The organism is Mycobacterium triplex, from assembly GCF_000689255.1.
Taxonomy (GTDB): Bacteria; Actinomycetota; Actinomycetes; order Mycobacteriales; family Mycobacteriaceae; genus Mycobacterium; species Mycobacterium triplex.
In genome coordinates this window covers 3890986-3904956 of sequence record NZ_HG964446.1, presented here as the reverse complement: position 1 = coordinate 3904956, position 13971 = coordinate 3890986, and the positions used below count along the sequence as shown (strand labels likewise).

Below are 13971 nucleotides of genomic sequence, written 5' to 3'. Positions count from 1 at the left end.
CGCGGATGCAGCAGCCTATCCCGGCCCTTCGCCGGGGCGAGCTGATGGCGGAGTCGCGCCCGGCCTACCCGGGGGAGATGCTCGGCTTGCCGAAAAGCGGTTCGGGGTCCCTGGCGTCGATGGGGCGGCGCCTGGCGGCGTTGATGGTCGATTGGCTGATTGCCTACGGTCTGGCGGCGCTGGCCATGGCGTTCGGCATGTTCTCCGAGCGGATGCTGTCGACGGCGGTGCTGGTGATTTGGTTTCTGCTCGGCGTGGTCGCGGTGCGGCTGTACGGATTCACCCCCGGACAGCTGGCGCTTGGTCTGCAGGTGGTCGCGCTGGACGGACGGCTGGGGGTGGGCCGCGTGGTGGTCCGCGGGCTGCTGGTCGCCCTGGTGGTTCCGGCGCTGTTCACCGACTGGGACGGGCGTGGCATTCAAGACCGGGTGACCAACACGGCCGTCGTCCGGCGTTGATCACTTGCGGCGCACGGTGCGCTGCACGCCGCGCATCTTGCCGGCGCCCGGCAGCGGCCCCTTCGGCATCACGGCCGCACCGGCGCGCGATCCCAGCGCGGCCAGTCGGGACTCCAGGGCGTCCATCTGCTTGACGCTGATGTTGGCCGGCAGCTTGGTCAGGTAGCGCTCCAGCTTGGACAGCGGAACCTCGCCGTCGCCGTTGCCGACGACGATGTCGTAGATCGGTATGTCGCCGACCAATCGTGCGGTGCGCTTCTTCTCTTGGGCCAGAAGCGGTTTGACGCGGCCCGTCGCGCCCTCGCCGACGAAGACGACGCCCGGCCGGCCGATCACCCGGTGCACCGCGTCGAAGTGGCCGGTGGCGGCCACGCCCGGGGTGACCCGCCACTTGCCGCGCAGGTTGTCCAGCACCCAGGCCGCCGCACCGGTCTGCCCCTCGGCCTGGCGGTAGATGGATTTCTGGGCCCGGCGACCGAAGATGATGAACGCCACCAGCGCGCCCAGCATCACGCCGAGCGGGATCAGGGTGATCATGGCGAACCCGCCGACCAGCACACCCACCGTCACCGAGACGGCCACGATCGCGACGAAGGCGCCGATCATGTAGGGGAGCAGGCGCTTGTCCTGCTTGCGCTGAACGTTGAATGCCTGCCACAGCTGGCTGCGGCGCTCCTTGGCCGCGGCCTTGCGCTCGGCGGCCGCCGCTGCCCGGGCGGCCTTGTTCTCGGCGGTGGTGCGGGGTTTAGCCATAATCACCAAGGATACGAGGCGGCGGCCCCGAGTTACCCCAGGGCGTCCGGGGTGCGGCTGCGCACGGCTTGCTGGTAGAGGCGGCCGGCGCGGTAGGACGAGCGCACCAGCGGGCCGGCCAGCACGCCGGCGAAGCCCAGTCCCTGGGCGTAGTGCGCGAACTCGTCGAACTCTTCGGGCTTGACCCAGCGCTGCACCGGGTGATGCCGGGGCGACGGGCGCAGGTACTGGGTGATGGTGACGATGTCGGCGCCGGCGTCGTGCAGGTCGGCCAGCGCGACGCGCACCTCGTCGGGGGTCTCGCCCAGGCCCAGGATCAGGTTGCTCTTGGTGACCAGCCCGGCCTCGCGCGCGGCGGTGAGCACGCCCAGGCTGCGCTGGTAGGTGAAGGCGGGGCGGATCCGCTTGAAGATGCGGGGGACCGTTTCGACGTTGTGCGCCAACACTTCTGGGCGCGACGCGAAGACTTCGGCCAGCCGCTCGGGTGCGCCGTTGAAGTCGGGGACCAGCAACTCGACACCGGTCGATGCGTTGAGCTCCTTGATGGCGCGCACGGTTTGGGCGTACAGCCACGCGCCGCCGTCGGGCAGGTCATCGCGGGCCACACCGGTGACGGTGGCATAGCGCAACCCCATCGCCTGCACGCTTTGGGCGACGCGGCGGGGCTCGTCGCGGTCCAGCTCGGCGGGCTTGCCGGTGTCGATCTGGCAGAAGTCGCAGCGGCGGGTGCACTGATCGCCGCCGATCAAGAAGGTGGCTTCCCGGTCCTCCCAGCATTCGAAGATGTTGGGGCAGCCGGCCTCTTCGCACACGGTGTGCAAACCCTCGCGCTTGACCAGGCTTTTGAGTTCGGTGTACTCCGGTCCCATCCGGGCCCGGGTCTTGATCCACGGCGGCTTGCGCTCGATCGGGGTCTGCGCGTTGCGCACTTCCAGCCGCAGCAGCTTGCGGCCTTCGGGAACTGCGAACTCTTGCAAAGTCACTTGGCCGATGCTACGCCGGCGACGTCGTGTGCCCCCACCGGCAAGACCCCGTCGAGCGCGTCGCACACGGCCGCCGCGACCGCTTCGCGGACGTCGTCGACGGTGACGGTGCGCCCGAGTTCGGCCGACAACGACGTCACCCCGGCATCGGTGATGCCGCAGGGCACGATGGCCGCGAACGCGCCCAGATCGCAGTCGCAGTTGAGCGCGAACCCGTGCAGGGCGGTCGCCCGCGAGATCCGCACACCGATCGCGGCGATCTTGCGCGCCGGCCGGCCGGGCAGCCACACCCCGGAGCGGCCGTCCACCCGCCCCGCGTCAAGGCCCAGATCGCGACACACCTTGATCAGCGATTCCTCAAGGCGCCGAACGTAATTCACCACATCGAGGGGTTCGGCCAGGCCGATGACCGGGTAGCCGACCAACTGCCCCGGCCCGTGCCAGGTGATCTTGCCGCCGCGGTCGGTGTTGACGACGGGCGTGCCGTCCACCGGTCGCTCGTGCGGCTCGGTGCGCCGGCCGGCGGTGTAGACCGCGGGGTGCTCGAGCAGCAGCAGGGTGTCGGGGCCGCCGGCGACCCGGGTGTCGGCCAGGTCACGCTGCAGCTGCCAGGCGGTGCGGTATTCGACCGTCCCCAGTTGGCGGACGTCGATCGCGGTGGCCTGCGACCGGATGGAGATCATGGTCGCGAGGTTACTCGGGTGCTGCCTGGCGGCCCAATTGGCCGGATGGGGATGCGCTTGTATGCGCCTTCGAGCGACAACCCGCCACCAGCGCACACCGTAAAATCCCTTGTGTCACTTTGGTTTCAGTGGTTTCTCGGCGGGGTTTTTTGTCGGTGGGTCGGTCTAGCGTCGCGAGTATGAGTTCGGGTGTGCTTGCGGATGGCGAAACCGCGACGAAGGCGTTCGACGCGTTGGACGCCGACATCGACGCCATGCTCGGGCTGGATACGCAGATGCTGTGCAATCGCGAGCGCTTGGCGCTGCTGGCACGCTACGAGCGCGCGCGACGGCGCCTGTCCGCCGGCGAACATTGCCTGATCAACCAACTGCAACAGGAAGCGACCCCGCAAGAGCTGGGCGGCAAACTCTCCCATGCGATTGCCGACTGGGCTCAGATCAGTCGCGCCGAGGCCGGACGCCGGGTCCGCGAGGCTGCCGATCTGGGTGAGCGGCGTGCGCTGACCGGCGAGCCGCTGGCACCGGTGTTGGCCGCGACCGCCGCGGCGCAGCGCGACGGGCAGTTGGGCCGCGAGCATGTCGCGGTGATCCGCCGCTTCTACCACCAATTGCCCGGCTGGATCGACCAGCCCACCCGCGACCGGGCCGAAGCTGATTTGGCGCGGCTGGCCACCCAGTACCGCCCCGACCAACTCGGCGGATTCGCCGACCGCCTGGCCGACTGCCTGAATCCCGACGGCAACTACACCGACGACGACCGCGCCCGCCGCCGCGGGGTGACCCTGGGCAAGCAGCAGGCCGACGGCATGTCCGCCATTAACGGCTGGGTGACGCCCGAGCTGCGGGCCACCCTGGAGGCAGTGTTGGCCAAACTGGCCGCCCCCGGCATGTGCAACCCGAACGACGAGACCCCGTGCGTGGACGGTACGCCCAGCCAACGCGCCATCGACCACGATCTCCGCAGCGCCGCCCAACGCAACCACGACGCGCTCAACGCCGCCATGCGTGGCTTGTTGGCCTCCGGCGAGCTGGGCCAGCACAATGGGCTGCCGGCGACGATCATCGTGTCCACCACGCTGGCGGAATTGGAAGCCGCCGCCGGCAGCGGTATTACCGGCGGGGGTACCCGGCTACCGATCAGCGACGTGATCCGTTTGGCGCGTCATGCCCATCACTACCTGGCAGTGTTCGACAACGCCAAACCGGTGGCGCTGTATCACACCAAACGCCTCGCGTCGCCCGGTCAGCGGATTGTGTTGTACGCCATGGGCCGTGGCTGCAGCGCACCCGGCTGCGACGTCGGCGGCTACTACTGCGAGGTGCACCACATCACCGACTACGCCACCTGCCGCGAAACCGACATCAACGACTTGACCTTCGGCTGCGGCCCGCATCACCGGCTGCTGCAAGCCCGCGGCTGGAGCACCCGAAAGCGCAAAGATGGTGCCACCGAATGGATCCCCCCGCCCCACCTCGACCGCGGCCAACCCCGCACCAACACGTTCCACCATCCGGAGAGGCTGCTACACGACCCAGACGACGATGAAGCCCGGTAGCGATGAGAACCGGTCGCGGCACGCGAAGTGTGTGCTGGAACTGGGAACGGGCGAGCGGGTGGAGCTCGTCGCTACGCGAAAAGCTGGGGGTTCGCCGCGACGTACTGCTCGACGCTCAATGCCGGATGGCCGGTGATCCGTTCGACGTCGTCGGTGGAGCGGTCGTAGCGGCCCGCGCGGTGCAGCTTCGCCATCGTCGCGAGGTGTTGCTGCACGTGTGCGGGCAGGCCCAACGGCTGCAGCACCTGCGCGACCCAGGTGTCCTGCGCGATGTCGGCGCCGGTGATCGGGCGCTGCAATGCGCGGGCGTACGCCGCGGCCAGCCCGTCGATGTCCAGGCTCTCCGGGCCGGTCAACTCGTAGACGGCGCCGATGTGATCGGCCGGGTTCAGCAGCACCGCAGCGACCACGCGGGCCACGTCGCTGGCCGCGATCGGCGAGGTCCGGCCGGTCCCGAACGGCAGCACCAACAGATTCTGTTTGCGCAACAAGGGCGCGGCCAGCGAGGTCAGGATCGGATTGTCCAGAAACACCGTCGGCCGCACATGCACGGCCGGCACGCCAGACCAGTTCACCACGTGCTCGGCCAGCCAGTGCAGGCGATGCTGACGCGACTCGTCGGTGCTCGTCAGCGTCATCTGCGACACCGTCATCTGCGACATGTTCACGAGCACCTCGAGGCGACCCGATTCCAGCGCGGCGGCACACACCACCGCCGTCGCCTGCAGGTAGTCCGGCGAGACGCTCATCGAGAAGAACATCCGGTCGGCGCCGGCCATCGCGTCGACGACGTCATGCGGCTCGGTCAGATCGCCGACCACCACCTCGGCGCCCACCGCGCGCAGCGAGTCGGCCCGTTCGTCGTCGCGGTGCACCATCGCGCGGACTTGCTCGCCGCGGGAGCGCAATTCGTCGACCACCAACCGGCTGACCCCGCCGATACCGCCGCCCGCGCCGGTAATCAAATACATGACTAGTCGTGCTCGCGCCGGGCGGTGGCGTACGCCAGCGCTTCGCCAATTGTGTTGTGGTGGAACTGAAATCCCGCACGCTCTAGCGCGGACGGGATGGCGCGCTGACCGGTCAGCAGTCCCTCGTCGGCGAATTCGCCGAGCGCGGCCCGCACCGCGAAGGCCGGCAGCATCATCGGGGTCGGACGGTTGACCGCGCTGCCGAAGGCGGTGGTGAACTCGGCGTTGGTGACGGGCGCGGGCCCGGTCATGTTCACCGGGCCGGACAGCGACGGGTGCGCGATCGCGAACAGCAGGGCGCGCACCTCGTCTTCCAGGCTGATCCACGACATGTACTGACGGCCGCTGCCCAGCCGGGCGCCCAGCCCCAGCGAGAACAGCGGGCGCATCCGGCGCAACGCGCCGCCGGCCGCGGCCATCACCAGGCCGGTGCGGGCCAGCACCACGCGGGCGCCTCCGTATTGGGCCGGCAGCGTCGCGGCCTCCCAGTCCTCGCACAGCCGGGCCAGGAAACCCGTTCCCGCGCGGTCGTTTTCGTCGACGACGCGGTCCTTGGTGTTGCCGTAGTAGCCGACGGCGCTGGCGTTGATCAGGGTTTCGACGCCGGCGTCGGCGACCGCGGTGGCCAGCACCTCGGTCGGAGTGATGCGGCTATCGCGCAGGCTCTGCTTGAACGCGCCCGACCACCGGCGCCGACCGACGTTGACCCCGCACAGGTTGACGACCGCGTCGACCTCGCTGAGCGCGTCGGGATCGAAGTCACCACTGTCCGGATTCCAGTGCAGCTCATCGGGATTCGCCGGTGTGCGGCGCACGATCCGCAGCACCCGATGGTCGGCGGCGCGCAGGGCCGCAGCCAAGGCGGAGCCGATCAGGCCCGAAGAACCCGCAATCGCGACGACGGGCTTGGCCAATGCGCCACAGCCTTTCTACAGCCCCAGGTCGGCCTCGAACGCTCCCTCTTCAAGCCGGTGCTTGATTGTGGTGAGGAATCGTCCGGCGTCGGCCCCGTCGATCAGCCGATGGTCGTAGGTCAGCGGCAGGTAGCAGATCGAGCGCACCCCGATCGATTCGTTACCGCTTTCGTCGACCACCACCCGCGGGCGCTTGACGATCGCCCCGGTGCCCAGCATGGCGGCCTGCGGCGGAACCAGGATCGGGGTGTCGAACAACGCGCCCTGGCTGCCGATGTTGGTGATGGTGAAGGTGCCGCCGGACAACTCGTCCGGTTTCAGGTTGCCGGTCCGGGCGCGCTCGGCGATGTCGGCGATCGCGCGGGCCAGCCCGGCCAGCGACAGGTCGCCGGCGTTGTGCACCACCGGGGACAGCAGGCCCTGCTCGGTGTCGACGGCGAAACCGAGGTGCTCGGCGTCGTAGTAGGTGATCTCCTTGGAGTCCTCGTTGTAGCTGGCGTTGACGTTGGGGTGAATCTTCAGCGCGTCGATCACGGCCTTGGCGATGAACGGCAGGTAGGTCAGATTCACGCCCTCACGCTCGGCGAACGACGCCTTGGCCCTGGCACGCAGCCCCACGATCCTGGTCATGTCGACCTCGTGGGTCTGGGTGAGCTGCGCGGTGGCCTGCAGGGATTCGCGGGTCTTCTTGGCGGTGATCTGGCGGATGCGGTTGGCCTTCTGCGTGGTGCCGCGCAGATGAGCCAGCGCGGGTGCCGGCGTCGGCGCCTTGGCTGCCGGGGCTTCGGCCGCCGGGGCTTGGGCGGCGGCGGCTTCGGGCGCCTTCTTGGCCTTCTTCTCCTCGGCGGCGGCCAGCACGTCCTGCTTGCGGATGCGGCCACCGACGCCGGTGCCCTTCACCGCGGTCAGGTCGATGTTGTTTTCGGTGGCCAGTTTCCGCACCAGCGGGGTCACGTACGGGCTGCCGTCACCTTGGGCCTCGGCGGCCGGCCGGGCGGCTGCCGGAGCCGGCGTCGGCTCGGGCTTGGGGGCGGGCTCGGGAGCGGGCTTGGGGGCCGGTGGGGCCTCCGCCTTGGGCGCCGGCGCCGGTTCGGGCTTGGGCTCCGGTTTGGGGGCCGGCGGTGGCGGGGCGGCCGCGGCGGCGCCGGTGCCGATCCGGGCCAACTCGCCGCCGACCGGCACCGTGGCGTCCTCGTCGGCGGTGATGCTGACCAGCACTCCGGCCACCGGTGACGGGATCTCGGTGTCCACCTTGTCGGTGGACACTTCCACCAGCGCTTCGTCCACCTGGACCGAATCGCCGACCTTCTTCAGCCAGCGCGTCACGGTGCCCTCGGTGACCGACTCGCCGAGCTCGGGCATCAGCACCGGGGTCGCGGCGCCGCCATTGGAACTCGGCGGGGCGGCCTGGGCGGCCGGTTCGGGTTGACGCTCAGGCTCCGGTTGCGGCGTGGGCTCGGGTTCCGGCTCGGGCTCGGGCGCGGCTTCGGCCGCCGGTTGGCTGGGCGCTTCGGCGGGCGCCGCCGAGGCGCCGTTCTCCGAGGCGTCGCCGATGACGGCGAGCTCGCCGCCGACCTCGACGGTGTCGTCTTCCTGGGCGACGATCTTGGTGAGCACACCCGCGGCGGGCGACGGGATTTCGGTATCGACCTTGTCGGTGGACACCTCGACGAGCGGTTCGTCGAGTTCGACCGTGTCGCCTTCCTGCTTGAGCCAGCGGGTGACCGTCCCCTCGGTGACGCTTTCACCGAGTGCCGGCATCTGGACGGAGAAGGCCATGTCTATTGACTCCTCGATTGCTCGTGGGTCGGCGCAGGTCAACATCTGACTTACCACACCGCGGTGTACTGCAAGTTGACGTCGAAACTATCCTGTCATTGCCTCGGCGTCGGCACACATCCAGGGCTGACCCGTTCGCTACGGTGGGCCGAATCGCCAGGGGGCGGCCATCGCCAGATCGCGGGGAGGCGGAAGTTCGATGCCGGCAATACAGCAGTTCGTCGACAGCGTGGACGGGGTCCGCATCGCGGTCTACGAAGAAGGCAATCCCGAGGGCCCCACGGTCGTCCTGGTGCACGGCTGGCCCGATTCACACGTGCTGTGGGACGGCGTCGTCCCGCTGCTGGCCGAGCGGTTCCGGATCATCCGCTACGACAACCGCGGTGTCGGGCGGACGGGCACGCCCAAGAAGGTCTCGTCGTACACGATGGCCCACTTCGCCGATGATTTCGCGGCGGTGACGAGCGCACTGAGCCCGGGCCGGCCGGTGCACGTGCTGGCCCACGATTGGGGTTCGGTGGGTATCTGGGAGTACCTGAAACGACCCGGCGCCGGTGACCGGGTCGCCTCGTTCACGTCGGTGTCCGGCCCGAGCCACGAGCAACTGGTCGAATACATCTTCAGCGGTCTGCGCCAACCGTGGCGGCCGCGCCGGTTTGCCCGCTCGATCAGTCAGGCGTTGCGGCTGACCTACATGGTCTTCTTTTCCATCCCGGTGCTGGCGCCGCTGTTGATCCGGGCGGCTTTCTCGGTACGCGCGCTGCGCCGCAGCGTCGTCGACAATATTCCCGATGAGCAGATCCATCATTCCAACAACCTCGCCGCGGATGCGGCCAGCTCCGTTAAAACCTATCCCGCCAACTACTTTCGTTCGTTCTCGGTGCGCGGTCAGCCCATCCACGTCGTCGACGTGCCGGTGCAGCTGATCGTCAACACCCGCGACAAATACGTCCGGCCGTACGGCTACGACGAGACCGCGCGGTGGGTGCCGCGGCTGTGGCGGCGCGACATCAGGGCCGGGCATTTCTCGCCGATGTCACACCCGCAGGTGATGGCGGCCGCGGTGGGTGAGTTCGCCGACCTGACCGAGGGCAAGCCGCCGAGTCGCGCGCTACTGCGCGCGCAGGTGGGCCGGCCCCGCGGCGGCTTCGGCGACACCCTGGTGTCGGTCACCGGCGCCGGCAGTGGGATCGGGCGCGCGACGGCCTGCGCCTTCGCGCGCGAGGGTGCCGAGCTGGTCGTCAGCGACATCGACGAAGCCGCCGTCAAGGAGACCGCGGCCGCGATCGGCGCACGCGGGGGCGTCGCGCACGCCTACGTGCTCGACGTGTCCGACGCCGACGCGGTCGAGGCGTTCGCCGAGCGGGTCTGCACCGAACACGGCGTGCCCGACATCGTGGTCAACAACGCCGGTATCGGGCAGGCCGGCCGGTTCCTGGACACCCCCGCCGAACAATTCGACCGGGTGCTCGACGTCAACCTCGGCGGCGTGGTGAACGGCAGCCGGGCGTTCGGGCGGCGCCTGGTGCAGCGCGGCACCGGCGGGCACATCGTCAACGTGTCGTCGATGGCCGCCTTCGCGCCGCTGCAGTCGCTGAACGCCTACTGCACCTCCAAGGCGGCGACCTACATGTTCTCCGACTGCCTGCGCGCCGAACTCGACGCCGCCGACGTCGGGCTGACGACGATCTGCCCGGGTCTGATCGACACGAACATCATCAACGCCACCCGGTTCGACGCGCCCGCCGGCAAGCGGGACGGGCATGTCGACGGCCGGCGGGGTCAGCTGGGCAAGATGTTCGCGCTGCGCCGGTACGGGCCCGACAAGGTTGCCGATGCGATCGTGTCGTCCGTGCAGAAGAACAAGCCGATCCGCCCGGTGACGCCGGAAGCCTATGCGCTGTACGGGGTTTCGCGGCTGTTTCCGCAGGCGCTGCGCAGTACGGCGCGGTTGCAGGTGATCTGAGCCGATCGGGCCGCGGGTGCGCTCGGACGGCGCCCGCGGACGCCGCCCCCGGACGAGCGTGAAGTTAGTTTCACGTTCGGCAGGGCTCTAGCCGTTTTCTAGCCGTTTTCGCAGATGTCTTCCAGCACCGCGAACATCGTCCGGGTCGGTACACCGGTGGAGCCCTTCGGCGAGTACCCCCACGGGCTGCCGGTGTTGAACGCCGGGCCGGCCACATCGATGTGCGCCCAGCTCACGCCGTCGGCGACGAACTCGCGCAGAAACACCCCCGCCACCAGCATGCCGGCGAAGCGTTGCCCGCTGATGTTGGAAAGGTCGGCGACCGTGGACTTCAGGTCCTCCTTGAGCTCGTCGGGCAGCGGCATCGGCCAGCCGTTTTCGCCCACCTGCTGGGAGATCGCCGCGACCCGGTCGCGGAAATCGTCGCTGCCCATCACGCCGGGGATGCGCGCGCCCAGCGCGACCGTCTGCGCACCCGTCAGCGTGGACGTCTCGATCAGATAGTCCGGCTTGTCCTCGCACGCCCGCACGATGGCGTCGGCCAGGATGAGCCGGCCCTCGGCGTCGGTGTTCTGCACCTCGACCGTGATGCCGCCGTACTGGGTGAGCACGTCGCCCGGGCGCTGTGCGGTCGCCGACGGCATGTTCTCGGCCATCGGCACGGTGGCGATCACGTCGATCGGCAGCTCGAGCCGCGCAGCCAGCGTGACGGTCGCGATCACCGCGGCGGCTCCACCCATGTCCGAGGTCATGTGATGCATTGAGGCAGCGGGCTTGATCGAGATACCGCCGGTGTCGAACGTGACGCCCTTGCCGACCAGGGCCACCCGCTTTGCCTGCTTCGGCTTCTTGGCCAGCTTCGAACCGCGGTGGATCAGCCGCACCAGCCGCGGGGGCCGCGACGAGCCCTGGCCGACACCGACAATGCCGCCGTAGCCTTCCTTTTGCAGCGCCTTGTCGTCGAGGACCTCTACTTCGAGGCCTACCGACTCGCCCAAAGTCCTTGCGCGCTTGGCGAATTCGGCGGGGAACAGGTGATTCGGTGGGGTGTTGACGAAGTCGCGCGCGGTGGCGACCGCGGCCGCGACGGCCGCACCGTGCGCGGCCTGCTTCTTGGCGTCTTTCGCGGTGGCAAGCATCGTGATCTTGCTCAGCCCTTTGTCCTTGGGCGCGGTCTTGTCGCTGCGGAAAGCGGTGAACCGGTAGCTGCCCAGGATCAGTCCTTCGACCGCGGCGGAGGCGACGTCCGCGCCGGGCAGCTCGGCCAGCGTGGTGATCACCGATTCGGCCTTGCCCAGCGAGCGCGCGGCCACCCCGGCGGCGCGCCGGACGGTGTCGGCCGGCCATTCGGACTGCGGCTTGCCCAGACCGATGGCGAGCACGCTGGCCACCGGAAGCGACGACACCACCAGCCGGTGGACCTGCTCGCTGCCCCCGGTGGCGTCCAGCGCCTGCAGGCCGGCGAGGATCTCGGCGACGGCTTCCTCGGACAGGAAGGGTTCGACGGCCACGACGGTTGCGCCCGGCCGGTCCTCGTCGCCGGTCGAGACGACCGGCACGATCAATACCGACGAACCCGCGCCGCGTTTCGACAGCGACGAGGCGACAGTGACAGCAGGAGCCTGGTATCCCGGTTCAATACTCACGCGCAATAACCCTAGTCACCGGGGGTGGGGCCTGGGTCGGCTACGTCCCGGTGTGCAGATCGAACGCGGTGACCGGGGCGTCAAAACCCTTGAGCGTCAACGGGGGTTGGGCGACGGCGGGGCAATCGGGCAACGCCTCGCGCAGCTCGGGGGAGGCCAGGATCTGTTCTGGCGCCGCGGCGGCGACGAGTCGGGCGGCCAGGTTGACCGGGTTGCCGAAGTAATCGCCGTTGATGGCCACGACCGTGCCGAAGGCGAGGCCGGCGCGGACCTGCAGGCCCTCCTCGCGCGCCTTGGGGTGTTCGACGAGATGAACCGCCGCCTGCAGCAGCCGCTCGGGCGCCGAACTGACCCACATCACCTCGTCGCCGATGAACTTCACCACCCGGCCGCCGTCGGCGTGCACGACGTCGGACACGGTGCCGGCGAACTCGTTGAGCAGATGCGACAACTGCGCGGGGGTCAGGGCCTGCGTCAACGCGGTGAAGCCGGACAGGTCCGCGAATCCCACGCCGCACACCACCGACGCCGAGGTGTCGCGCAAGACTCCCTCGAAGTGCGTCCGGGCGCTGGTCAGGTGATGGCGGTGCACGATGTCGATCAACGCCCCGAGCCGGGGGACGAACTCGGCGACCGAGCGGTAGGCCTGCGCGGTGGCGAGCTCGTCATGGGTGTGGGTCATCTGGATGTCCGGCGTCCCGGCGCGGATCATCGTCGACTCGGCCTCCGCGAGCCGGGCCATCGCGGCGCCCAGCACTCGCAGCAGGCCAAAGGCGCCGTCCTGGCCTACCACCGCCCGTACCGCGAGCCAGGTCGCCAGGGCGTCGACGTCGGCCTGGCTCAGCACCGGGATATCGGGACCGGCGGCGGTCAGGCCGAGCAAGGCCCAGGCGCGGGCGACCTCTTCGGTGGCGATGCCGAGTTGCTCGGCCGCCGTCGCAAACGTGTAGATCGGCCGTCCCGACCACGACAGGACATCCCCGGCCAGGCCGAACAGCCGGCCGCGCTGCTCGGCTTCCACCATCTCGTCGACCGTGAAGCCGAGCTCGTCCAGGTACTTGATCAGGTCGGCCCGTTCGCGTGGGTTGGCGATTCCGGCGGCCTCCAGCTCATCGAAATCGAACACCTATCGAAGTCTGCCACTAGGGTGGGTCGTCGTGAGCGACGCGCCGGAGCCGATCAAGGGACCGCTGGAAGACCGTCATCGTCAGCTGGGGGCTAGTTTCGCTGAATTCGGCGGCTGGCTGATGCCGGTGTCGTATGCGGGCACCGTCAGCGAGCACAACGCGACGCGAAATACCGTGGGCCTGTTCGACGTCAGCCACCTGGGCAAGGCGTTGGTCCGGGGCCCGGGGGCCGCGCAGTTCATCAACTCCGCGCTGACGAACGACCTGGGCCGGATCCAACCGGGCAAGGCGCAATACACGTTGTGCTGCACCGAATCCGGTGGCGTCATCGACGACCTGATCGCCTATTACGTCGACGACGACGAGATCTTTCTGGTGCCCAATGCCGCCAACACCGCCGCGGTGGTCGAGGCGCTGCAGGCCGCAGCTGAAGCCGGTTTGACGATCACCAACGAGCATCGCTCCTATGCGGTGCTGGCGGTGCAGGGACCGCGATCGTCCGACGTGCTGGCCGAGTTGGGGCTGCCGACCGACATGGATTACATGGCCTACGCCGACGCCTCGTTTTCGGGAGTGCCGGTGCGGGTCTGCCGCACCGGGTACACCGGCGAGCACGGCTACGAACTGCTGCCGCCCTGGGACAGCGCCGGTGTGGTGTTCGACGCGCTGGTGACGGCGGTGTCCAACGCGGGCGGCGAGCCGGCCGGCCTGGGCGCCCGTGACACCCTGCGCACCGAGATGGGTTACCCCCTGCACGGGCACGAGCTATCGCTCGACATCTCGCCGCTGCAGGCCCGCTGCGGCTGGGCGATCGGCTGGAAGAAGGACGCGTTCTTCGGCCGGGACGCGCTGCTGGCCGAGAAGGCGGCGGGACCGCGGCGGCTGCTGCGGGGCCTGCGGATGCTGGGCCGGGGGGTGTTGCGGCCCGGGCTGACGGTGCTCGCCGGGGAAAAGCCGGTGGGCGCCACCACATCCGGCACGTTTTCGCCGACGCTGCAGGCCGGGATCGCGCTGGCCCTGATCGACACCGACGCCGGGGTCGAAGACGGCCAGCGAGTCACCGTCGACGTACGCGGCCGCGCCGCGGAGTGCGAAGTGGTGCGCCCGCCGTTCGTCGAGCTGAAAACGCGCTAGC

Annotated in this window: 12 protein-coding genes; 4 read left to right on the top strand and 8 right to left on the bottom strand. The window is 69.4% G+C overall.

The features are described from left to right. Window positions 1–41: 41 nt before the first annotated feature. Window positions 42–458 carry an RDD family protein gene (locus BN973_RS18125; RefSeq protein ID WP_139830125.1) on the top strand — a complete coding sequence of 139 codons (417 nt, stop codon included), beginning with the start codon at window positions 42–44 and terminating at the stop codon, window positions 456–458. On the opposite strand, the gene BN973_RS18120 is transcribed toward BN973_RS18125, so the two are convergent. From BN973_RS18120 to lipB, 3 genes are read right to left on the bottom strand one after another with little or no spacing between them, the layout of a single operon-like run. Further along, window positions 459–1211 (bottom strand): DUF4191 domain-containing protein, encoded by a 753-nt coding sequence (locus tag BN973_RS18120; protein WP_036469889.1) that lies wholly within the window; start codon window positions 1209–1211, stop codon window positions 459–461. A 32-nt stretch (window positions 1212–1243) separates the two neighbouring features. Next, window positions 1244–2188 carry a lipoyl synthase gene (gene lipA / locus BN973_RS18115; RefSeq protein WP_036472654.1) on the bottom strand — a complete coding sequence of 315 codons (945 nt, stop codon included), beginning with the start codon at window positions 2186–2188 and terminating at the stop codon, window positions 1244–1246. A gap of 2 nt (window positions 2189–2190) precedes the next feature. Then, entirely contained in the window at window positions 2191–2877 is a 687-nt protein-coding gene (lipB, locus tag BN973_RS18110; protein ID WP_036469888.1) for a lipoyl(octanoyl) transferase LipB, read from the bottom strand. A gap of 179 nt (window positions 2878–3056) precedes the next feature. Here lipB and BN973_RS18105 point away from each other — a divergent pair, with 179 nt between their 5' ends. Next, complete coding sequence (locus BN973_RS18105) at window positions 3057–4433, top strand: HNH endonuclease signature motif containing protein (RefSeq protein ID WP_036469887.1); 1377 nt, start codon at window positions 3057–3059, stop codon at window positions 4431–4433. Between the two features lie 71 nt (window positions 4434–4504). Here the strand turns inward: BN973_RS18105 and BN973_RS18100 are convergent, their stop codons facing one another. From BN973_RS18100 to sucB, 3 genes are read right to left on the bottom strand one after another with little or no spacing between them, the layout of a single operon-like run. Further along, window positions 4505–5404 (bottom strand): NAD(P)H-binding protein, encoded by a 900-nt coding sequence (locus tag BN973_RS18100; protein ID WP_036469886.1) that lies wholly within the window; start codon window positions 5402–5404, stop codon window positions 4505–4507. A 2-nt stretch (window positions 5405–5406) separates the two neighbouring features. After that, on the bottom strand, window positions 5407–6318 hold the full coding sequence (locus BN973_RS18095; protein WP_036469885.1) for a TIGR01777 family oxidoreductase: 912 nt from the start codon (window positions 6316–6318) through the stop codon (window positions 5407–5409). Between the two features lie 15 nt (window positions 6319–6333). Next, on the bottom strand, window positions 6334–8097 hold the full coding sequence (gene sucB / locus BN973_RS18090; RefSeq protein ID WP_036469884.1) for a 2-oxoglutarate dehydrogenase, E2 component, dihydrolipoamide succinyltransferase: 1764 nt from the start codon (window positions 8095–8097) through the stop codon (window positions 6334–6336). A gap of 199 nt (window positions 8098–8296) precedes the next feature. On the opposite strand from sucB, the gene BN973_RS18085 reads away from it, so the two are divergent. Further along, window positions 8297–10063 carry an SDR family oxidoreductase gene (locus tag BN973_RS18085; protein ID WP_036469883.1) on the top strand — a complete coding sequence of 589 codons (1767 nt, stop codon included), beginning with the start codon at window positions 8297–8299 and terminating at the stop codon, window positions 10061–10063. 98 nt (window positions 10064–10161) lie between these two features. Here BN973_RS18085 and BN973_RS18080 read toward each other — a convergent pair whose 3' ends face one another. Further along, a complete protein-coding gene (locus tag BN973_RS18080; protein ID WP_036469881.1) occupies window positions 10162–11709 on the bottom strand; it encodes a leucyl aminopeptidase in 1548 nt (515 codons plus the stop codon). A gap of 40 nt (window positions 11710–11749) precedes the next feature. Beyond that, window positions 11750–12835: an adenylate/guanylate cyclase domain-containing protein gene (locus tag BN973_RS18075; RefSeq protein WP_036469880.1), complete on the bottom strand. Its 1086-nt coding sequence runs from the start codon at window positions 12833–12835 to the stop codon at window positions 11750–11752. A gap of 31 nt (window positions 12836–12866) precedes the next feature. Here BN973_RS18075 and gcvT point away from each other — a divergent pair, with 31 nt between their 5' ends. Beyond that, window positions 12867–13970, top strand: coding sequence for a glycine cleavage system aminomethyltransferase GcvT (gcvT, locus tag BN973_RS18070; protein WP_036469878.1), 1104 nt, complete (start codon window positions 12867–12869; stop codon window positions 13968–13970). The last annotated feature ends 1 nt before the right edge of the window (window position 13971 follow it).